Source organism: Leptospira ainazelensis, assembly GCF_016918785.1.
GTDB classification, from domain to species: Bacteria; Spirochaetota; Leptospiria; order Leptospirales; family Leptospiraceae; genus Leptospira; species Leptospira ainazelensis.
Window position 1 is genome coordinate 1 of the sequence record NZ_JAFFPT010000025.1, and the last position, 16,694, is coordinate 16,694.

Here is a 16,694-nt window from a genome sequence, read left to right on the forward strand (position 1 = left end):
GGTAAAAGAGTTTTTCCGGAAGACTGGAGGAAGGAACAAGAATCTAAATCACAAGAGATTATAGATCGAGATCTGGATGCGTTTGGGGCAGGTGTAGATGTCGGTGGAACAATTGCGGTCGGATCGAATCCGAATCGAGTGGATTTGACCGACACTTTGATCGCCTATGATGAGAATGGAAAACGAATCGAAGTTCCACTGACCGTTGGGATTTTGGTACCCGCCAATGCCGTTTGTACAATTGTAATTCGTCATAAGTTCCAAGAAACTGAAACGAACAATCCTTCCAATGTTCCGAACGACGGACCGATTGTATGGAGGGACAATTCCTTTGAAATCATTGCTAGACAAGGCGCGCTCATCGAAGGAGACATTCCGCTTCGATCGATCTCGACAAATATTTCCGGCGTTGTTACTCTCGGCGCCGATTTAAGGTCCTATCGTGGCCTCAAAGGTCATCGAATCCGAGACAATGAAATTACGGAGGAAAAACAAGCAAGCGCGGTTAAGACCGGACTTGTAACCGATCTTCATACGGATATTGTCGCTGCGATCAATCCGGATACAAACAATCCGCTGAAGCTGGTAAAGGCGATCAATCAAGTGTATCTCTTCTTTAAGAATTTCGTTGAGTCAATCTTTAAGGAAGAAAGAAAATTCTTAGGGGAGATGTTTTGGTTGGACGATTTAAGAGTTCCTTCGACAGATTTTCCTGCGTTTTGTTTGGCTTCCCCGGATCAGTTGATCCAGGCGAGTGGAGTTGGTGGAATGCCCGACTTGGTGAATTATTGGTTGAACAAGCCCTTTCGCTACGATCCCCTCGGAACAAACGTGACCGACTTTGACGCGATCAGTTATTCAATTGCGAGTAACGTTCTGACCGTTACATTTGCAAATACTACAGCGTGTCAAAAGATGATTGATGCTTTAGCGGAGGACAATCTGGTCCACAGCTCTTTCACTCATTGGATGACGGGAACTCTTATGCAGGCCATCGGCGGGATTCCGTTAAATGCAACTTTAGCAATTACCGGATTATCCACCGTCAGTCGTATGATAAGTTTTTCTTGTTCAGCATCCAACTCGAGCGGATCGTTATCTGGTGTGAAGTTAAGATTTTATAAACATCGTATTCCGGATGTGGTCCCAGGGACTACGGTGACTACACAGGTTCGGCACTTTGCAATGCAAGGACGAGGGTTCGTTGGTGTTATGGACGCTGATAGTGAGTGGATCGGCGGTTTGCGGAGAAGAGATCGATTTCAGGGACATTTCCATACTACAATCGGTGGGGATATTATGAGCCAAGACATCACTTCTTCAAGGAGCTATATTCAGGGAGGAGATTATTCCGCCAGCCCAATGGGACAACATGTCGTAAAAGAAGCCAAACCGGACGGATCCAACGGAAATCCTCGCACAGGCAAAACTACGGATCCTCGCGGTTTATCCGCTTTTCCTTATGTTTTTGCAAAGAGGGTTTTGTAAATCAATACTTCGATGAATTGAAACGAAGGTGAAAAAAAGAATTTTAGAAAAATTGAATTCTTCTGAGACGATAAAAAAGGCGATGATTTCTCATCGCCTTTATTGAATCAGAATTCTGATTGATTTGTTTATTGTTGTGGAGCAGACGTCGCAAAACGGAAGGTTACTCTTCTGTTTTTTGCATCTTTTGCATCCAAACCGGAAACAGGCTCAGAAGAACCGGCGCCTTTCGTAGTGATACGATTCGCAGGAATTCCTTGTTTGATCAGAGCTTGTTTTACGGCGTTTGCACGAAGTTCTGAATAAAAAATGTTACCTTTTTTGTCACCTTCTGCTTGTTCAGGTCCTACCGCGTCGGTATGTCCTGTAATTTCAAGAGCGTAGCTATCAGGAAGTTTTCCAAGACCTTCTTTGATCACTGGAGCGTTTACTTTTGACCACTCGCTGAAATCTCCAGCGTTTACGTCGGCTTTCTTATAGCTGAATCCTGGACGAGAAAGTCCGTCTGGATATCTGAATTCTTTCAACTTTTCGTTCAAAGAATCAGCAATCGCTTCCGGAGAATCTACATCAACACTTCTATTTGCAGCGGCATTTTGCTCTTGCGGAGCTGGTTCCGGAGCAGGAGCTTCTTCTTTTTTTTCAGCGGAGGAGCAAAGAGTGAAAGAAAATGCAATTGCACCGAGCAGAATCAGATTCAAAATCTTTTTGACCATGTTTCTATCCTTCCTTAGATCTAAGGGGTTTTGGGTTTCAGTGTGTCATATTAAGGCTTAGGAAGGAAAATGGAAACTGTTTTTTTAGAGTGCTAAAAACGCGTGCAGTAAAAATCTGGATCCTTTCCCCAATTCAATGAACTTAGAACTGAAAGCAGAGGTTACGGAAGAATTTTCAGGAAATCGTCTCGATCGATTTCTGAAACTCTCTTTTGGAGACGAAGTCTCCCGTGCATCCATTCAAAAATGGATAGAATCCGGTTATGTTCGGAATCAAGACGATAGAATTCAAGATAAGAGTTCTTTTAAAGTGAAAGAAGGGGAACAATTCTCCATTTCAGTTCCTCCAAGGCCGCCTTTGAATTTAGAACCGGTTTCGATGTCCTTACCGGTAATTTTAGAAAGAGAGGACTTTCTCATCATTCACAAACCTGCGGGAATTGCCAGTCACAGTGGACCAGGGGATCGTTCTCCGAGTCTCGTAAACGGACTTCTCTATCACTTCAAGGACCTCTCCAAAGCCGGAGGTGAGGCAAGGCCGGGGATCGTCCATCGTTTGGACAAACCGACGGAAGGATTGATTCTCATCGCGAAAAACGATCGAGCTCATGGAAAGTTATCCGAACTCTTTCGCAAAAGGGAAATCGAAAAAAAATACTACGCTTGGGTGCAAGGTCATCCACCGGAAGAATCTGGAACGATCGATCTTCCGATTTCCCGTCATCCGGTGGAAAGACTCAAGATGACGATTTCTCCAAAGGGAAGAAGGTCCGTAACTCATTATAAAGTTCTAAAATACATCAATTCGAGGACGGGGCGAAAGTTCAGTTTTGTGGAAGTCGGATTGGAAACGGGAAGAACCCATCAAATCCGAGTTCATTTTCAGAGTCAGAGATGTCCCGTCGTCGGGGATTTATTGTATTCGAGAGCGGGCGCTCAGTTCGAATCTTACGGACTTCTATTATTGTCCTTCTTCTTAAAATTTAAAGATCCGTTTACGGGAGAATGGATCGAAGCCGATCTTCCTTTGACTGAAAGATTTCTTAGATTTGAGAAGAACGCTCCGATGATCTGACTTTTATCGTTTCCGGATCTTTTCGATCTCTCAGAACGGGAAACGTCTCACGGTATTCTATAATCGATTTTTTTTCTGCCTTGTAAAAAAGAATCGTTTCCACCTCATCGCCCGCATCCGTAAAATCACCGTTAGGCGCCACCGCAAGAGAATGACCGTTGTGATGAACGCTCTTGTTATAACCGGCGATTCCTATACGATTCACTCCAAAAACGTAAGCCTGATTTTCAATGGCCCTCGTTTTGAGAATCAGTTCCCAGTGATGAATTCTCGGGATCGGCCAGTTTGCATGGATCGTAAAAATATCAGTTTCTCCTGCGACCCTTCGAAAAATTTCAGGAAATCGGATATCATAACAGATAAACGGAGTGATTCGAAAACCGTTGAGATCGTAGCTTAGAATTTCCGATCCGGAGGAATAGTGTCGATCCTCTCCTCCAAAAGTAAACGGATGTATTTTAGAATATCTTAATACGATACCGCCGTCCGGCTTTACGACGCTTACCGTATTGAACGGTTTTCCTTCCGGATTTTTTCGAATCCAACCGGCGCAGATATAAGCTTCGGTTTCCTTAGCGATTTTTTTTAAAAAAGTTTCGGTCGGACCATCGTTGGGTTCGGCGATTCTTTCCGACCGCATCGTAAATCCGGTAGCAAAGGTTTCCGGAAGAAGAATCAAATCGGGTCTTTCCTCTTTTTTTTTATCAAGAGTGGAAAGAATCAAATTTCGAACGTGATCATAGTTCGCTTCCTGATTTTCCCATGAAAGGTCGCACTGGACCAGCGCTACGTTCAATTCTCCCGGATTCATTTTTTTACCTCATTTGTCACGATTCAAAATCTCTCTCGTGTTTTCGAAGAATCGGTTTTTTAGAAATTCTATGGAATCTAGGCCTGATCGTAATTTCCGTAAAACCGAGATTCTCCCTTCCACTGAATGCAAACTCGAACGCGTTTAAAACTTCTTCGACATAAAGAAAAGAACCGGAATCTTCATCTTTCCCAAAATCGAGGCGATCGTAGAATTCGGTATCCACGATATCGGGATTGATGCTTACTAATTTGACTCCCGATTTCCGAATCTCTTCAAACAAATTTAATCCGAAATGTCGGAGTCCTGCCTTTGTTCCGGCGTAAGCCGCGCCTCTCACGGATTCTTTGACTGCGGCGACGGAATGAATTTGAAAGATCCAGCCTTCATTCTTCTTAAGATCTCTTAACAGCAATTTGGTGATAAGAATCGGAGAAACGAAGTTCACAAGAAGCATTCTTTCCAATTCTTCGATCGGAATCTCCTCGTGTGGAGAAAAATTTCCAAAACCCGCGTTGTTTACGAGCACTTTCAAAGGAGGTTCTTCTTTGAGAAAACCCGGAAGTAGTGCGACATCCATTGTTTGGGAAAGATCCATTTGGATATGACGATATAAAGAAGAATCCTTTAAAAGAAGCGAGTTCGGTAGTGATCTTGCAATTCCGATCACACGATATCCTTTGGAAATTAAGAATTCAGAAATCGTTTGTCCGATTCCTTTGGAAGATCCGGTTACGATTGCGGAAAAGCCGTTCGCTTTTGAAGTTTCAGTCATTTTGATTCCATCTCACTCGCAACCAATCTATGAATTTTTTCCTTGGAAACAAAACGAATCAGTTCCTTTTCAACTTCGACAAACATTTCTTTTTCCAATTCTTCCGGATAAGATTTGATAGAATCGTGAGTTTCCATAGGTAAATAATACAAATAAGAATCCGGTCTTCTCTTTTTGGAATTTTTAAAATAATCGGAGTTCATTCTAAAAACTCCAAGGCTGATTTCTCTCAATCGGTTTCCGTCGATCTCCTCAAAGATTTGTTGAACGAATTCGGAATAAACTTTTTTCCAATCCGGAATCGCCAAAATCGGATCCAAACAAAGACGCACCTGCCAACCGGAATCCAAGGCCTCCTTTATATTTTTCAATCTCGAAGAAAGCCTTGGAGTCAAGGGTTCGTGTTTTTTAATTACGGATTCGGGAGAAAGAGTCCACGCAAGAATGATATTCGGGGTCGGCTTTAAACGGGCAATCGATTTAAAATTGGCGCTTTTGGTTCTCAATTCTACGATCAGATCCGGATTTGAATTTGCGAACAAAATCCATTCTTTACAATATCCTAATGTGTTTTCCAAGGCTAAGAGATCCGTATCATAGGAGATGCAGAGGTAAAGTGGTTTGGATAGTTTTAGCTGTTCTTCGGTTTTTTGGATATAATCCTCGTTATTTACGAAGACCACCAAGTTTGCGGAAGAATACATTCCTTGCAGATAACAATACGAACAATTGTAAAGACAATTGAGAACCAACGCGTTGTAATAGAAAAATTGATAACCGAAATCGGGAGCTACTCCGGAGCCTGAATACAAAAACTGCTCCTTTCTTTTTGCCAAAATGAGTTTAGGACTTCTCTTCTGTATTTGAAAACTTTGGGAAGAAGGATTAAAAACTTCCTTGTAAGAATCTATGGGGATCACGATAGAATCCGGAAACTTGGAAAGAATCTCCTTTGTCTTCGGATGATCCTTTGCGGATTCCTCCAAGTATATATGAGAAAAACGTTTAGGACTGATAAAATTGTCTGAGCTCATACAATCCTTTTTTACCTTCTTCTCTCGTTTTTACCTTGTTAACTTCCGAACCGAAGTTTTGATTTAAGAATTTTAGTCCGTCTTCGGAAGAATTTCCGGTCCTAATTTTATAACCGAGCATCCAATCTTTGAGTTGGATCGTTTCCGTTTCCGATAAACGAAGGAATTCTATTAAAGAATCGAGTGTTTTCAATTCTTCCTCGTCGAGTAATATTCTTCTCTCGGCTACGATCGGGATTCTTAAAATCGCATGAATATCAGGAAGAGCCGATTGGATTCTATCCGAGATTACGTTAGAGAAATTCGACTCCGAAGAAGATTCCAATTTTGTAAAATGATCGGAAACCGTTTTTACGATTCGGATTTTATCGGAAGTGAAGAATTTTTTTGAGGCTTGAAAAAATCCGAAAGCTTCCATGTCGACTAACGTGTTTTTGTGCTCGGACGATTCGTTTTCAAAAACGGGTTTGTCCACCGTTACAAGGGACGCCTCTTTTAGAGGGGATTTGAAAAGAAGATCCGGATAAACATTTTTTCCGGAACCCCAGTCCGCGACTTTGTGGATCAAAAAAGATTCTCCGATGGCTGCGTATTCCTTTGAAGAGCCGCAGATTCCAAAATTAAGGATCCAAGAAGATTCTTGAATTGCGTCTTCAAATCCGCTTAAAAGAAAAGAAGTAGCGATGGCCGAGGAAATTTTTCCGATTCCGGAAACTACCAACGTATAATTTTCATTTTGATAGACCGGAAACGCGGATTTTCCCTTGAGACTTTTGAGCCCAAGAGATTCTATCAAAGGTTTTGCTTCCGGGAAAAGCGCTGTGGAAATAAAAATCATCTTTCTTTCTTGATACCTGGAAGCAGAATTTGGGACAAGAGAGAAATCACTTTCCAATTGGAAAAGGAGACTTTATGGATCTGATCGAAAAAGTAAAAAGAGAATTTTGGCCGAAATTAAAGTCCGTGGTTTCCAAGATTCCGTTTACGGAAGATTTACTCGCGCTTTATTATTCCATGATGGATCCTGAAACTCCTCTCAGGACAAAACTTATCATCGCGGGAGCTCTCGCTTATTTTATTTCCCCTTTGGACGCAGTTCCCGATTTTATTCCCGGCGCCGGATTTCTGGATGACGCGGGAGTGATTGCGGCCGTACTGGCAAGTGTTCAATCCGCAATTCGTGCGGAACATCGCGAAAAAGCGAGAAAGAAGCTGGAGATAGAATGAGTTTAGAAAACGAAATTAAAATCAGATACGATCACTTCCTTAACTTTGTCCCCAAGATCATGGAATTTTTAGCCGAGACTCAGGAAGAAAACGATCTTGGAATCGCTTATAAAGGAGAAATCGATTTAGTAACGAAGGCGGACAAAGGTTCGGAGGAAAGAATCATATCCGAAATTGAAAGAATGTTTCCTTCTGATGGTATTCTTGGCGAGGAAGGAACCGATAAAAAAGGGACTTCGATCTTCAAGTGGATCATCGATCCGTTAGACGGAACCGTAAATTATTCGCATCGTCTTCCTTTGTATTGTCTTTGTATCGGATTGGAAAATCAGGAAACGGGAGAGGTTGTGATGGGCATAGTTCCTTTTCCGGGAACCGGAGACGTTTATCACGCGAGAAAAGGTTTCGGAGCTTTTAAGAATAAAAAACAAATCCACGTTTCTAAAACAAAAGACCTAAAACAATCGCTTCTTTGTACTGGTTTTCCCTATGATCGGGAAAAAAAGATCGACCGACTGATGTTCTATTATAGAAATTTTTTACTCAAAACTCGAGGTGTTAGAAGAACGGGATCTGCGGGTGTGGATCTTTGTTGGACTGCGGAAGGCCGATTCGACGCTTTCTGGGAAGAAGGTCTCAAACCTTGGGATATGTCCGCGCCCTCCGTGATCCTGAGCGAAGCGGGTGGCAAACTCTCCACTTACGACGGAAATATTTTTACGCCTTATATTCCGAATCTGGTAGCGAGCAACGGAATCCTCCACGAAAAAATGTTAGCGGGTATGAGCGAATATCTTCACGATTTAACTTAAAAGTCGAAAGATGTTTTTTACGGAGTCGAATAAAAATACATTCTAAATTTCTAATGTTCTATGATTGATTGGATTCTTAAGATTTCTAAAAGTCGACTTATCGAATTTTTCTTTCGATCGGACTTGAAGTCGGATTTCAAGCAATTTTTGCGGAAGGATTTTTGTAGGAACTCCGGACTGAAGTTTTTTTCGACGTATGGTTTTCCATTCTTCCCCATCTGCATAGAATCGTTCGAAAACGTTCTTTTTGACAGGAAAGTTTTCGATTCTAAAAAGCCGGCTAACTTCGTTTATCAAAGACCGGCGTATTTTTTTTGAATGGTCTTATCGATCAGACGAAGAAGTTTTTCACGAACGATGTCCGGGTTGAAGTTTTGTTCGACGTATCGTTTTCCATTCTTCCCCATCTCCATAGAATCGTTCGGATGTTCGAGGATGTAATTTATGGTCGCTGAGAAACTTTTTTTATCGGAATAAAACAGACCTCCGTTGCTTCTCAAACAATGGCCTTTGAGAACGTCCGATTTTCCGTTTACAAGAACCGGCTTTTCAGCCAACCAGGCCTCCATCAAAACGATGGAAAAACTTTCCAGAGGCGAAGAATTGATCAGACAAGCGCAATTTTGAAGGAGTTTGATTTTTCTTTTTTCCTCTACAAAACCTAAAAATTCTACATTCTGATTTTCTAATATTCGAGCGGGAATTTTAGAGGCGATTTTGCCGACGATCCTGAGTTTATGAGGAAGTTCCGAATTCTTTTTCCAGTCCAAAAACCATTCGGCCATTTCTAAAAAGCCCTTTCCCAAATCCACGCGACCGACATACAATAAGAATGGATCTTGTTTATCGGTAGACGAATTCTTAGGATTCGAACGGTTCTCCGAAACGGAGGCTAACGTATTCTTATCCAGATTCAGATTCATCCCGGTGATCGAATATGTACTCGGAGCGAATCCGAGGATGTTTCGAAAAACTTCCAATTCTTCGGGAGTGTTAAACGAGTAAGAGCTCAAATCCGTGAGAACCTCCTTATAAATCGGAAGATGTGCCGGAGCTTCGTCGTGAAACGTCGGAATGATGATCGACTTCTCCGCCACGAGTGGAGAACCGAAAACGAGAGGATAGTAGAGATAACTTACGAAGAAAAAAACTTCGAATTCACTTTTTCTGGATTCGATAAACTGAATCAGCTCCGGAACAAAGGGGCCTTGTTCTTCGATCCAGTGATTTACGTTTTCCCGATTTTGAAAAGACGGCTCTTCTAAGATCTTCTTAGAAAGGCGGTTGAACTTATCGATGTTTCTTCTCTTTTCCACGGTAAAATGGAGAACCTTATACGTTCCTCCGAGGGAGGAAGTTCGTTCTTCGACACAAACCGGTTTTGAAAGATTGTTAGCTTCTTGAATCGTGTAATTTTCTCGAACCGGAATGGAATTTTTCCAAGAAACATAATCGAGGCTTCGAGTCGTAAGAACTGTGATTTCGAAATCTTTCGCTAATAATTCAACGAACTGAAAGATCAGTTTTTCCGAACCCCCCGAAACTTGGTCCGAAAAGATGGGGGAAACAACCGCGATTTTTTTAAGAGAGGTTTTCAATCGTTTTCCTTAGAACGGATTTCGATTCCATATTCTTAAATTCTTCCAAACGCAAATCTTGTCCGTTTAAAATCCGATTCTTAAATTCTAAATCTGTCAAAATTTTATTGAGTAAGACCGCCAAATCCGGAAACTTCTTTTCCTTAAAAAGAACACCCGCTCCGTTTAATGTTTCCGGAACCGCGCCGCCGGCATACGCGAGAATCGGAATTTTATGAACCATCGCTTCGATCAAGGGAACACAAAATCCTTCGTGCTCGCTCATGGAAACAAAAACGTCAGCTTCCCGGTAGAGATGGTTCAATTCGTTATCCGAAAGAAATCCCGTAATCAAAACGTTCTTCCTGAGATCGTAAAAGTCCAACATTCTTTCCAATTCTTCCCTATAAAGAAAAAGTTCCCTAGAACTGAATCCGGCGAGATAGAATTGAAATTGATCCGAATATAAAGTTTTGTATGCGTGCGCGAGACGGATGAGATCGTCTTGTCTTTTGTTAGGAGTGATCCTTCCTACAAAAAGAATTTTTTTGATCGGAGTCGCGACCTTTTCGGTTTTTGAAACTGACTGGGATAATTGATACGTGATCGGAAGAATCCCGACATTCTGAAATCCTAATTCTTCCAGTTCCGCTTGATTGAATTTGGAAACCGCGAAAACAAGATCGAATCGATCCTTCATCTCTTTGAGTTCTTCTCTTCCTTTTTTTAAAAGATAACTCATCTTAAGATCGTAGGATTCAAAAAAGTGATGAGGAGTAACGTTATGATAGATAAGTATTCTCGGAGACCGAAAACTCCTCAGAAAATCAAAAACGCCGGAGTGAATCGAATGATGATAGAAGAGAATATCTTTCGAAGATTTGTTGTAAGTTTTGTATTTTTTTACGAAGGGAAGTTTGGAAGCGCCTATGTTTTCGGAATAGATGTCTCCTTTATATTCCAATTCTCTTAAATAGTTGCGGATCTCCAGCATCTCGTTGCTGATCGCATCTCCGGGATTGAAACCCGCGGAAAATTGTTGAACGGATCTCATACTAATATCCGCTCTTTGAAAATATTTTCAAAAGGAAAACGATTGTATTCTTCGATGACTGATTTTTCCGTCTGGGATATTTGTTCTCTTAGTTTTCTTTTTTCGACGAGGTTATCGATCAAAGCCGCGAGTAAGGTCAAGGATTCGGAGGATTTATTCTTAAAAAGAATTCCGCCGTTTTTCATAGTTTCGGGAGTTGCACCTGCAAAAAAGGAAATCACCGGAATTCCGGCGCCGAAAGCCTCCAAAACCGGAATATTGAATCCTTCGTGTTCGCTCATACAAACGTAAAAATCCATCGAGTTTAAAAACGATTCCATCTCCGCGTCATTCGCATTCAAACGAATTTGAACGCGGCCCATCAATCGTTTCTGTAAAACGAGTTTCTTAAGAAAAATATAATATTCTTCGAAAACGGGAGATACGTTTCCACAGATCAGAAGCTGGACGTTTTGTCTGAATTTGAGAATGGATGAAAGGAGCTCCAAAAGGTCTTCCATCTTTTTATTCGGAGAAATTCTTCCGATAAAACCGATCGTAACTTCCCTTTTGTCTTTCGGAACTCCTTCCCGGATTTTGTATTTTCTTACGATCGGAAGAACGAGTTTATTTTCAATTCCCAAGGAGTGTAAAAACTCCGCGTTGAATTCCGAGGAAGGTAAAAAGAGATCGGTTTCGTTTTTGAGAGAATAAAGCTCTAATAGGGAACGTTTTTCCTCCAATTGGAGCGTATTGTAAATTTCAGGACTTACAAAATTCTTAAAGTAGGCCGCAGGTGTAAAACTTTGGTAACGAATGATTTTTTTACCGGGAAGATCGCGAAACCAATCGAGAGGATAACCGCATCCGCCGTAGTTCAGGATGTGAAAGTCTTCCTTTTTGAATTCCTGAGCGATCGGGTGAACCTGAACCTCGAAGTTCTCTTTCGATAGATTTTTAAGACAAAAAATCGAATTCGGAATTTCTAATGTTTTTAATACGTTGGAAATACCTTTGATATCGTTTCCGATTCCGTCTCCGTCCCGGAACTCTGTAACGTGCTGATAGACTTTCATTTTCTAAACGATAGAATTGTGAATCCGTCTTCCGATTTTTTTTCAATTATATTTCTAAAACCTAATTGTTTTAGATAGTCTCGAATCAACGGTTCCTGGATTCTTGTGAGTCTCAGCGGTAAAAACGGGGAAGGGTAGTTCGAGTTTTCATTGGAGAATCGAAAACGAATCTCAGTACCGGAGGAAACGTTACGGCTCAAAGAACGGAGCGCTTTTTCTATCAGCCAGTGAGGATGAATCGAAAGATTTTCAGATATTATAATTTTAGAATATTCTGAACAGTTCACAGGAATGGAACCGGGTTCTTCCAAGACGACTTTGGCGGTAATCGAAGCGCGGATATATTCCTCGCAGGAGCGGTTCCAAGTCACGGAATCGAACCGAGCCCCCAACTTCAAAAGTTGTTTTAGAATTTTTCCCCAACCCGGAGAAAGGATCAAAACGTTTTCGGAAGGATCGATCGATTCCAAAAGAAAAGTTTCGCTTTCTTCGATCGTGTCTTCGGAATAAAGATTTTCGTTCGCCCAAAGAAATTCCGGACGTACTTCTTTTCCGATGGCCTGATTCCATTCTAAAAATTCGGAATAAAAGGATTCCATCTTACGTTTGAGGTTTTGATTTTCGGAACGGATCAGAATCAATTCGTGAAGAACGCTGTAAAACGCGCGCGTCCTGTTTTCGGAAAGTTTTTTGTCTAGGAACGAGTAGAATTCCGCGAAGCGTATCAAAAGCCATTTCAAAGGCCCGCGTACAAACCAAAGTTTTGGATTGGAGAATTTAGGAGCTGCGATTCCTTTTTCAAAAAGGTGAGCGATTTCCGCAGGATCAAAATCTCCATAACCTTCCGGACTCGGAGGAGAGAATTTCCAATGTGTGAGTTTATCGATTTCTTCTTTTGTGGAAGGATTCTTTTTGAGTTTGGATTCTATTTCTTCCATAATTTCCCGGACGTTGATCCGGGAATCTCTGATTTCGAATAGTTCCTGAAATTTATCTTCCATGCGGCAAAGGGAGAGAGAATTTTATTCGATTGTTTTTTATTCATTTTCTAAAACAACAGTATTTTTACGGAAAACCAAGAATTCTATGAAATGCCTTATTACTGGAGCCGCCGGGTTTGTAGGTGTTTACCTGCTGAAAGAGCTTAAGGATTCTTATTCGGAATTTTTGGGAATCGGAATTCTTCCCGGACCAAATCTGGAGGACGATCCCGAGCTTCCAAGAACATATCGTTCTACAATTTGCGATATTCGAAACGGAAATCAGGTTCGAGAAATCATCCAAGAATTTTCTCCGGACGCCGTCTTCCATCTCGCCGCACAACCCTTTGTTCCGAGGTCGATTGAAGATCCCGGCGAAACCTTGGAGATCAACGTACACGGTACGTTGAATATCTTAGAAGCCCTCCGCGGTTTAAAAAAGAAAGTTCGTTTTGTTTATATTTCCTCCTCGGATATTTACGGTAACGTTCCCGAAACGGTTCTTCCCGTTTCGGAATCCGTAAATCCGGCTCCGCTCAATCCGTATTCTTCTTCCAAATCTTGTGCGGAAATTTATTGCCTTCAATACCATCGTTGGATTCCGGAGATCGAAGTTGTGATTGCGAGACCTTTCAATCATACCGGTCCGAGACAGAGTTTAAACTTTGTGATTCCGAATTTTTGTGCCCAAGTCTGGAAATCCGCCAAACAATCGGAAGGTGAAAGAAAAATTTTGGTCGGCGATTTGACTTCCACTCGGGATTTTCTCGACGTGAGAGACGTCGTACACGCGTATCGTGTTCTTTCCGAAAAAGGAAAGCCAGGGGAAATTTACAATATCTGTTCCGGAAAAGAAGTCGTGATTCGGGACGTTCTCGACCGGATCATCGCTGCCTCTGACAAACCAATTTCGGTGGAAGTGGATCCTTCCCGGTTTCGCGCGGCCGAGATGAGACGTCTGTCAGGAAACAATCTCAAACTGCAACAGTTAGGTTGGACTCCCCGGTTCGGATTGGAAGATACGATTCGCGACGTCTATCATTGGGTCGGAACTCAGATCTGAGAATTAAGAATTTTTTATACTTTCCCTTTTCACTTTAACAAAGCGATCCCCGTTTCCAAACGATCACAAAAGATAATTTTTCCGTTCCGATTGCTTTCGTAAACGAAGTCTTGAAAACTTTTCGAATCGTATTCCGAAAAGTCTCCGACTATGATAAGACGGATTTTGTAATTGGAAGTTTTTTGCAAAATTTCGCCGGCAAATCCGGTTTTTAAATCAAAAAACGAATCGGGGAAACTCACACGATTGAAAGCGAACGTGTCGGCTTCCGCGGAATAGACTAGTTCCAAAAAAGAATTCGCATCCGCAATTCTCAGATCCTCCTCGTCGAAAAACGCAATCTTTCCGTTTTGTGTGTCGATCTCTTTCATGATTCTTCCTTTGCAATCGAATCAAAGTCCATATCGTTTCCTTCGGTGGTATTTGATACACTAACTTTATAGATTCTATTTTCGAAAAAGGTAATATTATAATTCTATAGAATGAACTTTTTCTAAAGATTTTCTTAACATCGGAAATTAAAGGACTGAACCTTTCCAGGTTTTGATTCCGCTTCCTTCGATCGGAAACGGATCCCCCAAATATTTAGGATTTGTTTTGAATAGATTCATATCGACCCAGGCCAAAGTGCGCGCAAAAAATTCGCGAAATCGACTAAAAGGTCCGCTTGTATAAATTCTTCTATCCGCTTCGAAAGCTTGGAATTTGAGCCCGATTTTGTTTGCGAGAAAAGCGGCCCTCGGTTGATAAACTCTCTGACTTACGAAGATCAGATCCTTGACTTGAAAAATTTCCTTCGCGCGGACCAACGTGTCTAACGTTCGAAAGCCGGCGTGATCCACGAATATGTCCTTTTCATTCACTTTGTTTTTAAGAATGTAGAGAAGCATCGGTTTTACTTCGTTATAATAAATCGAGCCGTTATCGCCGGAGAGAAGAATTTTGCGAACCTTTCCTTGATGATACAATTCCAGAGCACAATCCAATCGATCTTTCAAAACGGGAGAAGGTTCGTTTTTGTAAACCGAAGCGCCCGGTACGACGGCGACGGTCGCAGGTTTTGCGGATCTGTGGTTTTGGAATTTTTCGGTGTGAAGATACGATTCTTCAAAACTGAAATCGATGGCGATCGGGGCGGCTACGAGAAGAAACAGAACAAATCCGGACCAGACGTAAAATTTAGGTTTTTTAAAGAATTTTAGGCGAAACACAAAGTAATAATCCGTCAAAATCAGGATTGTTTTTTTAGTCCCTTACAAGCCAAATTCAACGACGAACCTCCTTTTTTTCTTTCCAACGGACGCGAACCGGTAAAAAATTTCGAAACAGGAAACAAACCTTCGGGTTACGGGTCTTATAATTTGAGCAAATACCTCATGAATCTCCTGAATTCAATTGTCAGAATGACCGTCGCCGGTTGCTTTCTTGCGCCGGCGGTTATTTTTTCCCAAGAACTGATGGGGCTTCGCTCCGGAACGGATTCCAATACTCCGGCTCCGGTTCGGCAATTGGCGCCGATTCGCCAGTTAAGAAGTTTTGGATTGGTCTTCGGAAACGTGGACACGGTTCGGGAAAGGTTTGCTCTTTCGGAACAACAATTGGACGAGATTTCGAAAATCAACGAGAAACACAAACAGGCCCATTTTCGCTGGCTTCAAAAAATTTCCCCCATCGAAATCGAACTTGAAGGGCTTTTGATGGAGCCTAACGTCGACTTAACGAAGATCAGAAAACTTTTGATCGAAATCGGAAGATATACTACCGAAATCAGAATCAATCAGATCTCTCACCGTCTTGCTATTGAAAAAATATTAACCCGGGACCAAAAGTCTAAAATCAAAGAGCCTTCTACACGGCAAGAAAACGGATTTCCGGTGAATCTTTTTTCTCCGGAAAGAATTATACTACCAATACAGGGAATCCTACACTGAGGTATTCATGGACCAGAAAGAATTTACCGAGCTAATCGATTCGACAAAACATATCGTCTTGTCCGCGATTAAGAAAAACTTATTCGAAGAATTTCACGACTCGATCGACGACGTCGTACAAGAAACTTATTTCCGAGCTTACAAAAGTCTTTCCGCGAATAAGTTTCGCGGTGATTCCGCAGTGAGCACTTGGCTTTATACGATCGCAAGAAACGAATCCCTGAGAATGAATCAAAAACGTTCCAGACAAACGGCGCTCGCGAGCAAGCTGAAAGAAAAAGTCATTCAAGACCATTCTATCCAGGAAAAAGAGGCAGCTTCCGCGAGCTTCACCGATTTTGAATTGAAAGATCTTTTGGCGATGTTACCATGGAAGTATAAATCCGTATTGAGTCTGGTCGGAGAAGGTTACAAAGAACAACAGATTGCGGAAAAACTCAGTATTCCGGAAGGAACGGTTAAGTCCCGAGCGTTCCGTGGAAAACAGATGTTGAAAAAAATATTCGTTGAGAAGTGAGAGATAGGATAAAGAAAACATGAAATCGAACGGATTCGAAAAAGAAATTTCAGACAGGCTTTGTAGTAAGGTTTGGAGTTCTAAAATCTGTGACGGAGTTTATAAAAAACGCAAATGGAAGATGATTCAATTGGCGTTGGTCACATTTTTATCCGCGTTCTTTTCGAGTTCCATCGTGTGGCTCGCTTTTTTTGAAACGGATCAAAACAGCGTTGCCCGCAACGAACTGCATTCCTGGGTTCAGGAACAAATTTACGGAACGACTGCGGAAGCGGAATCAAAGGCGAAGAACATATTCTTCAAAGAGGAAGAATCGACTACGATGCCCGTTTCCTTGGATGTGGACACTTTGATCGAGGCTTCCTTAGATCGAAGGTAATTCTTGGTTCACAAAAGGAAATCAAAAGAAGTTCGGAAAGATTCCGGTTTTTCGATTGTATCGGTTTATTCCTTTGTGTTAAATGCGATTTGGGTTTCGAAAAAAATAGGAATTCAAATCCCTTGTTATAATAACCTGTCCCAAAACCGGGACAGAACCCTGTAGTTTGATTTTTCTGATAAAGTATAATCAAGTTTTGG

General features: G+C 41.7%; 19 protein-coding genes. 8 read left to right on the forward strand and 11 right to left on the reverse strand.

Going from position 1 to position 16,694, the window contains the following annotated elements; genetic code table 11:
• Nucleotides 1-1,488, forward strand: a 1,488-nt coding sequence (locus JWG44_RS06160) for a hypothetical protein (protein WP_205274098.1), incomplete at its 5' end; no start/stop codon positions are given.
• 128 nt (nucleotides 1,489-1,616) lie between these two features.
• Here the strand turns inward: JWG44_RS06160 and loa22 are convergent.
• Nucleotides 1,617-2,204 (reverse strand): OmpA family outer membrane lipoprotein Loa22, encoded by a 588-nt coding sequence (gene loa22, locus JWG44_RS06165; protein WP_205274099.1) that lies wholly within the window; start codon nucleotides 2,202-2,204, stop codon nucleotides 1,617-1,619.
• Between the two features lie 136 nt (nucleotides 2,205-2,340).
• Here loa22 and JWG44_RS06170 point away from each other — a divergent pair, with 136 nt between their 5' ends.
• Complete coding sequence (locus JWG44_RS06170; protein ID WP_205274100.1) at nucleotides 2,341-3,279, forward strand: RluA family pseudouridine synthase; 939 nt, start codon at nucleotides 2,341-2,343, stop codon at nucleotides 3,277-3,279.
• Here JWG44_RS06170 and JWG44_RS06175 read toward each other — a convergent pair.
• Genes JWG44_RS06175 through JWG44_RS06190 form a run of 4 tightly spaced genes read right to left on the reverse strand, consistent with a single transcriptional unit; the run spans nucleotide 3,248 to nucleotide 6,737 of the window.
• Complete coding sequence (locus JWG44_RS06175) at nucleotides 3,248-4,090, reverse strand: carbon-nitrogen family hydrolase (RefSeq protein WP_205274101.1); 843 nt, start codon at nucleotides 4,088-4,090, stop codon at nucleotides 3,248-3,250. The two genes, JWG44_RS06170 and JWG44_RS06175, sit on opposite strands and share 32 nt — an antisense overlap.
• 16 nt (nucleotides 4,091-4,106) lie before the next feature.
• Nucleotides 4,107-4,865 carry an SDR family NAD(P)-dependent oxidoreductase gene (locus JWG44_RS06180; protein WP_205274102.1) on the reverse strand — a complete coding sequence of 253 codons (759 nt, stop codon included), beginning with the start codon at nucleotides 4,863-4,865 and terminating at the stop codon, nucleotides 4,107-4,109.
• On the reverse strand, nucleotides 4,862-5,899 hold the full coding sequence (locus JWG44_RS06185) for an SPL family radical SAM protein (protein WP_205274103.1): 1,038 nt from the start codon (nucleotides 5,897-5,899) through the stop codon (nucleotides 4,862-4,864). Before JWG44_RS06185 ends, JWG44_RS06180 begins: the two co-directional genes overlap by 4 nt.
• On the reverse strand, nucleotides 5,871-6,737 hold the full coding sequence (locus JWG44_RS06190) for a 5'-methylthioadenosine/S-adenosylhomocysteine nucleosidase family protein (RefSeq protein WP_205274104.1): 867 nt from the start codon (nucleotides 6,735-6,737) through the stop codon (nucleotides 5,871-5,873). The genes JWG44_RS06185 and JWG44_RS06190 overlap by 29 nt, the downstream gene beginning before the upstream one ends.
• Before the next feature lie 74 nt (nucleotides 6,738-6,811).
• Here JWG44_RS06190 and JWG44_RS06195 point away from each other — a divergent pair, with 74 nt between their 5' ends.
• Together JWG44_RS06195 and JWG44_RS06200 are read left to right on the forward strand one after the other, a co-directional pair.
• The gene (locus tag JWG44_RS06195; RefSeq protein WP_205274105.1) at nucleotides 6,812-7,126 is read left to right on the forward strand and encodes a YkvA family protein; all 315 of its coding nucleotides are present in this window, start codon (nucleotides 6,812-6,814) and stop codon (nucleotides 7,124-7,126) included.
• Nucleotides 7,123-7,938, forward strand: a complete 816-nt coding sequence (locus JWG44_RS06200) for an inositol monophosphatase family protein (protein WP_205274106.1) — start codon at nucleotides 7,123-7,125, stop codon at nucleotides 7,936-7,938. Before JWG44_RS06195 ends, JWG44_RS06200 begins: the two co-directional genes overlap by 4 nt.
• Before the next feature lie 293 nt (nucleotides 7,939-8,231).
• Here JWG44_RS06200 and JWG44_RS06205 read toward each other — a convergent pair whose 3' ends face one another.
• Genes JWG44_RS06205 through JWG44_RS06220 form a run of 4 tightly spaced genes read right to left on the reverse strand, consistent with a single transcriptional unit; the run spans nucleotide 8,232 to nucleotide 12,625 of the window.
• Nucleotides 8,232-9,536, reverse strand: coding sequence for a glycosyltransferase family 4 protein (locus JWG44_RS06205; RefSeq protein WP_205274107.1), 1,305 nt, complete (start codon nucleotides 9,534-9,536; stop codon nucleotides 8,232-8,234).
• Nucleotides 9,520-10,569, reverse strand: coding sequence for a glycosyltransferase family 4 protein (locus JWG44_RS06210; protein ID WP_205274108.1), 1,050 nt, complete (start codon nucleotides 10,567-10,569; stop codon nucleotides 9,520-9,522). Before JWG44_RS06210 ends, JWG44_RS06205 begins: the two co-directional genes overlap by 17 nt.
• Complete coding sequence (locus JWG44_RS06215) at nucleotides 10,566-11,624, reverse strand: glycosyltransferase family 4 protein (RefSeq protein ID WP_205274109.1); 1,059 nt, start codon at nucleotides 11,622-11,624, stop codon at nucleotides 10,566-10,568. The genes JWG44_RS06210 and JWG44_RS06215 overlap by 4 nt, the downstream gene beginning before the upstream one ends.
• Complete coding sequence (locus tag JWG44_RS06220; protein WP_205274110.1) at nucleotides 11,621-12,625, reverse strand: LIC_10202 family protein; 1,005 nt, start codon at nucleotides 12,623-12,625, stop codon at nucleotides 11,621-11,623. The genes JWG44_RS06215 and JWG44_RS06220 overlap by 4 nt, the downstream gene beginning before the upstream one ends.
• A gap of 85 nt (nucleotides 12,626-12,710) precedes the next feature.
• Between JWG44_RS06220 and JWG44_RS06225 the strand changes: the two genes are divergently transcribed.
• On the forward strand, nucleotides 12,711-13,667 hold the full coding sequence (locus JWG44_RS06225) for a GDP-mannose 4,6-dehydratase (protein WP_205274111.1): 957 nt from the start codon (nucleotides 12,711-12,713) through the stop codon (nucleotides 13,665-13,667).
• Between the two features lie 29 nt (nucleotides 13,668-13,696).
• Here JWG44_RS06225 and JWG44_RS06230 read toward each other — a convergent pair whose 3' ends face one another.
• Nucleotides 13,697-14,038, reverse strand: a complete 342-nt coding sequence (locus JWG44_RS06230; protein WP_205274112.1) for a DUF4180 domain-containing protein — start codon at nucleotides 14,036-14,038, stop codon at nucleotides 13,697-13,699.
• Nucleotides 14,039-14,185: 147 nt separating this feature from the next.
• Nucleotides 14,186-14,878 (reverse strand): SanA/YdcF family protein, encoded by a 693-nt coding sequence (locus JWG44_RS06235; RefSeq protein WP_205274113.1) that lies wholly within the window; start codon nucleotides 14,876-14,878, stop codon nucleotides 14,186-14,188.
• Nucleotides 14,879-15,043: 165 nt separating this feature from the next.
• On the opposite strand from JWG44_RS06235, the gene JWG44_RS06240 reads away from it, so the two are divergent.
• From JWG44_RS06240 to JWG44_RS06250, 3 genes are read left to right on the forward strand one after another with little or no spacing between them, the layout of a single operon-like run.
• Nucleotides 15,044-15,598 (forward strand): Spy/CpxP family protein refolding chaperone, encoded by a 555-nt coding sequence (locus JWG44_RS06240; RefSeq protein WP_205274114.1) that lies wholly within the window; start codon nucleotides 15,044-15,046, stop codon nucleotides 15,596-15,598.
• A gap of 7 nt (nucleotides 15,599-15,605) precedes the next feature.
• The gene (locus JWG44_RS06245; protein WP_069605840.1) at nucleotides 15,606-16,115 is read left to right on the forward strand and encodes an RNA polymerase sigma factor; all 510 of its coding nucleotides are present in this window, start codon (nucleotides 15,606-15,608) and stop codon (nucleotides 16,113-16,115) included.
• Nucleotides 16,116-16,134: 19 nt separating this feature from the next.
• On the forward strand, nucleotides 16,135-16,494 hold the full coding sequence (locus tag JWG44_RS06250; protein ID WP_205274115.1) for a hypothetical protein: 360 nt from the start codon (nucleotides 16,135-16,137) through the stop codon (nucleotides 16,492-16,494).
• The last annotated feature ends 200 nt before the right edge of the window (nucleotides 16,495-16,694 follow it).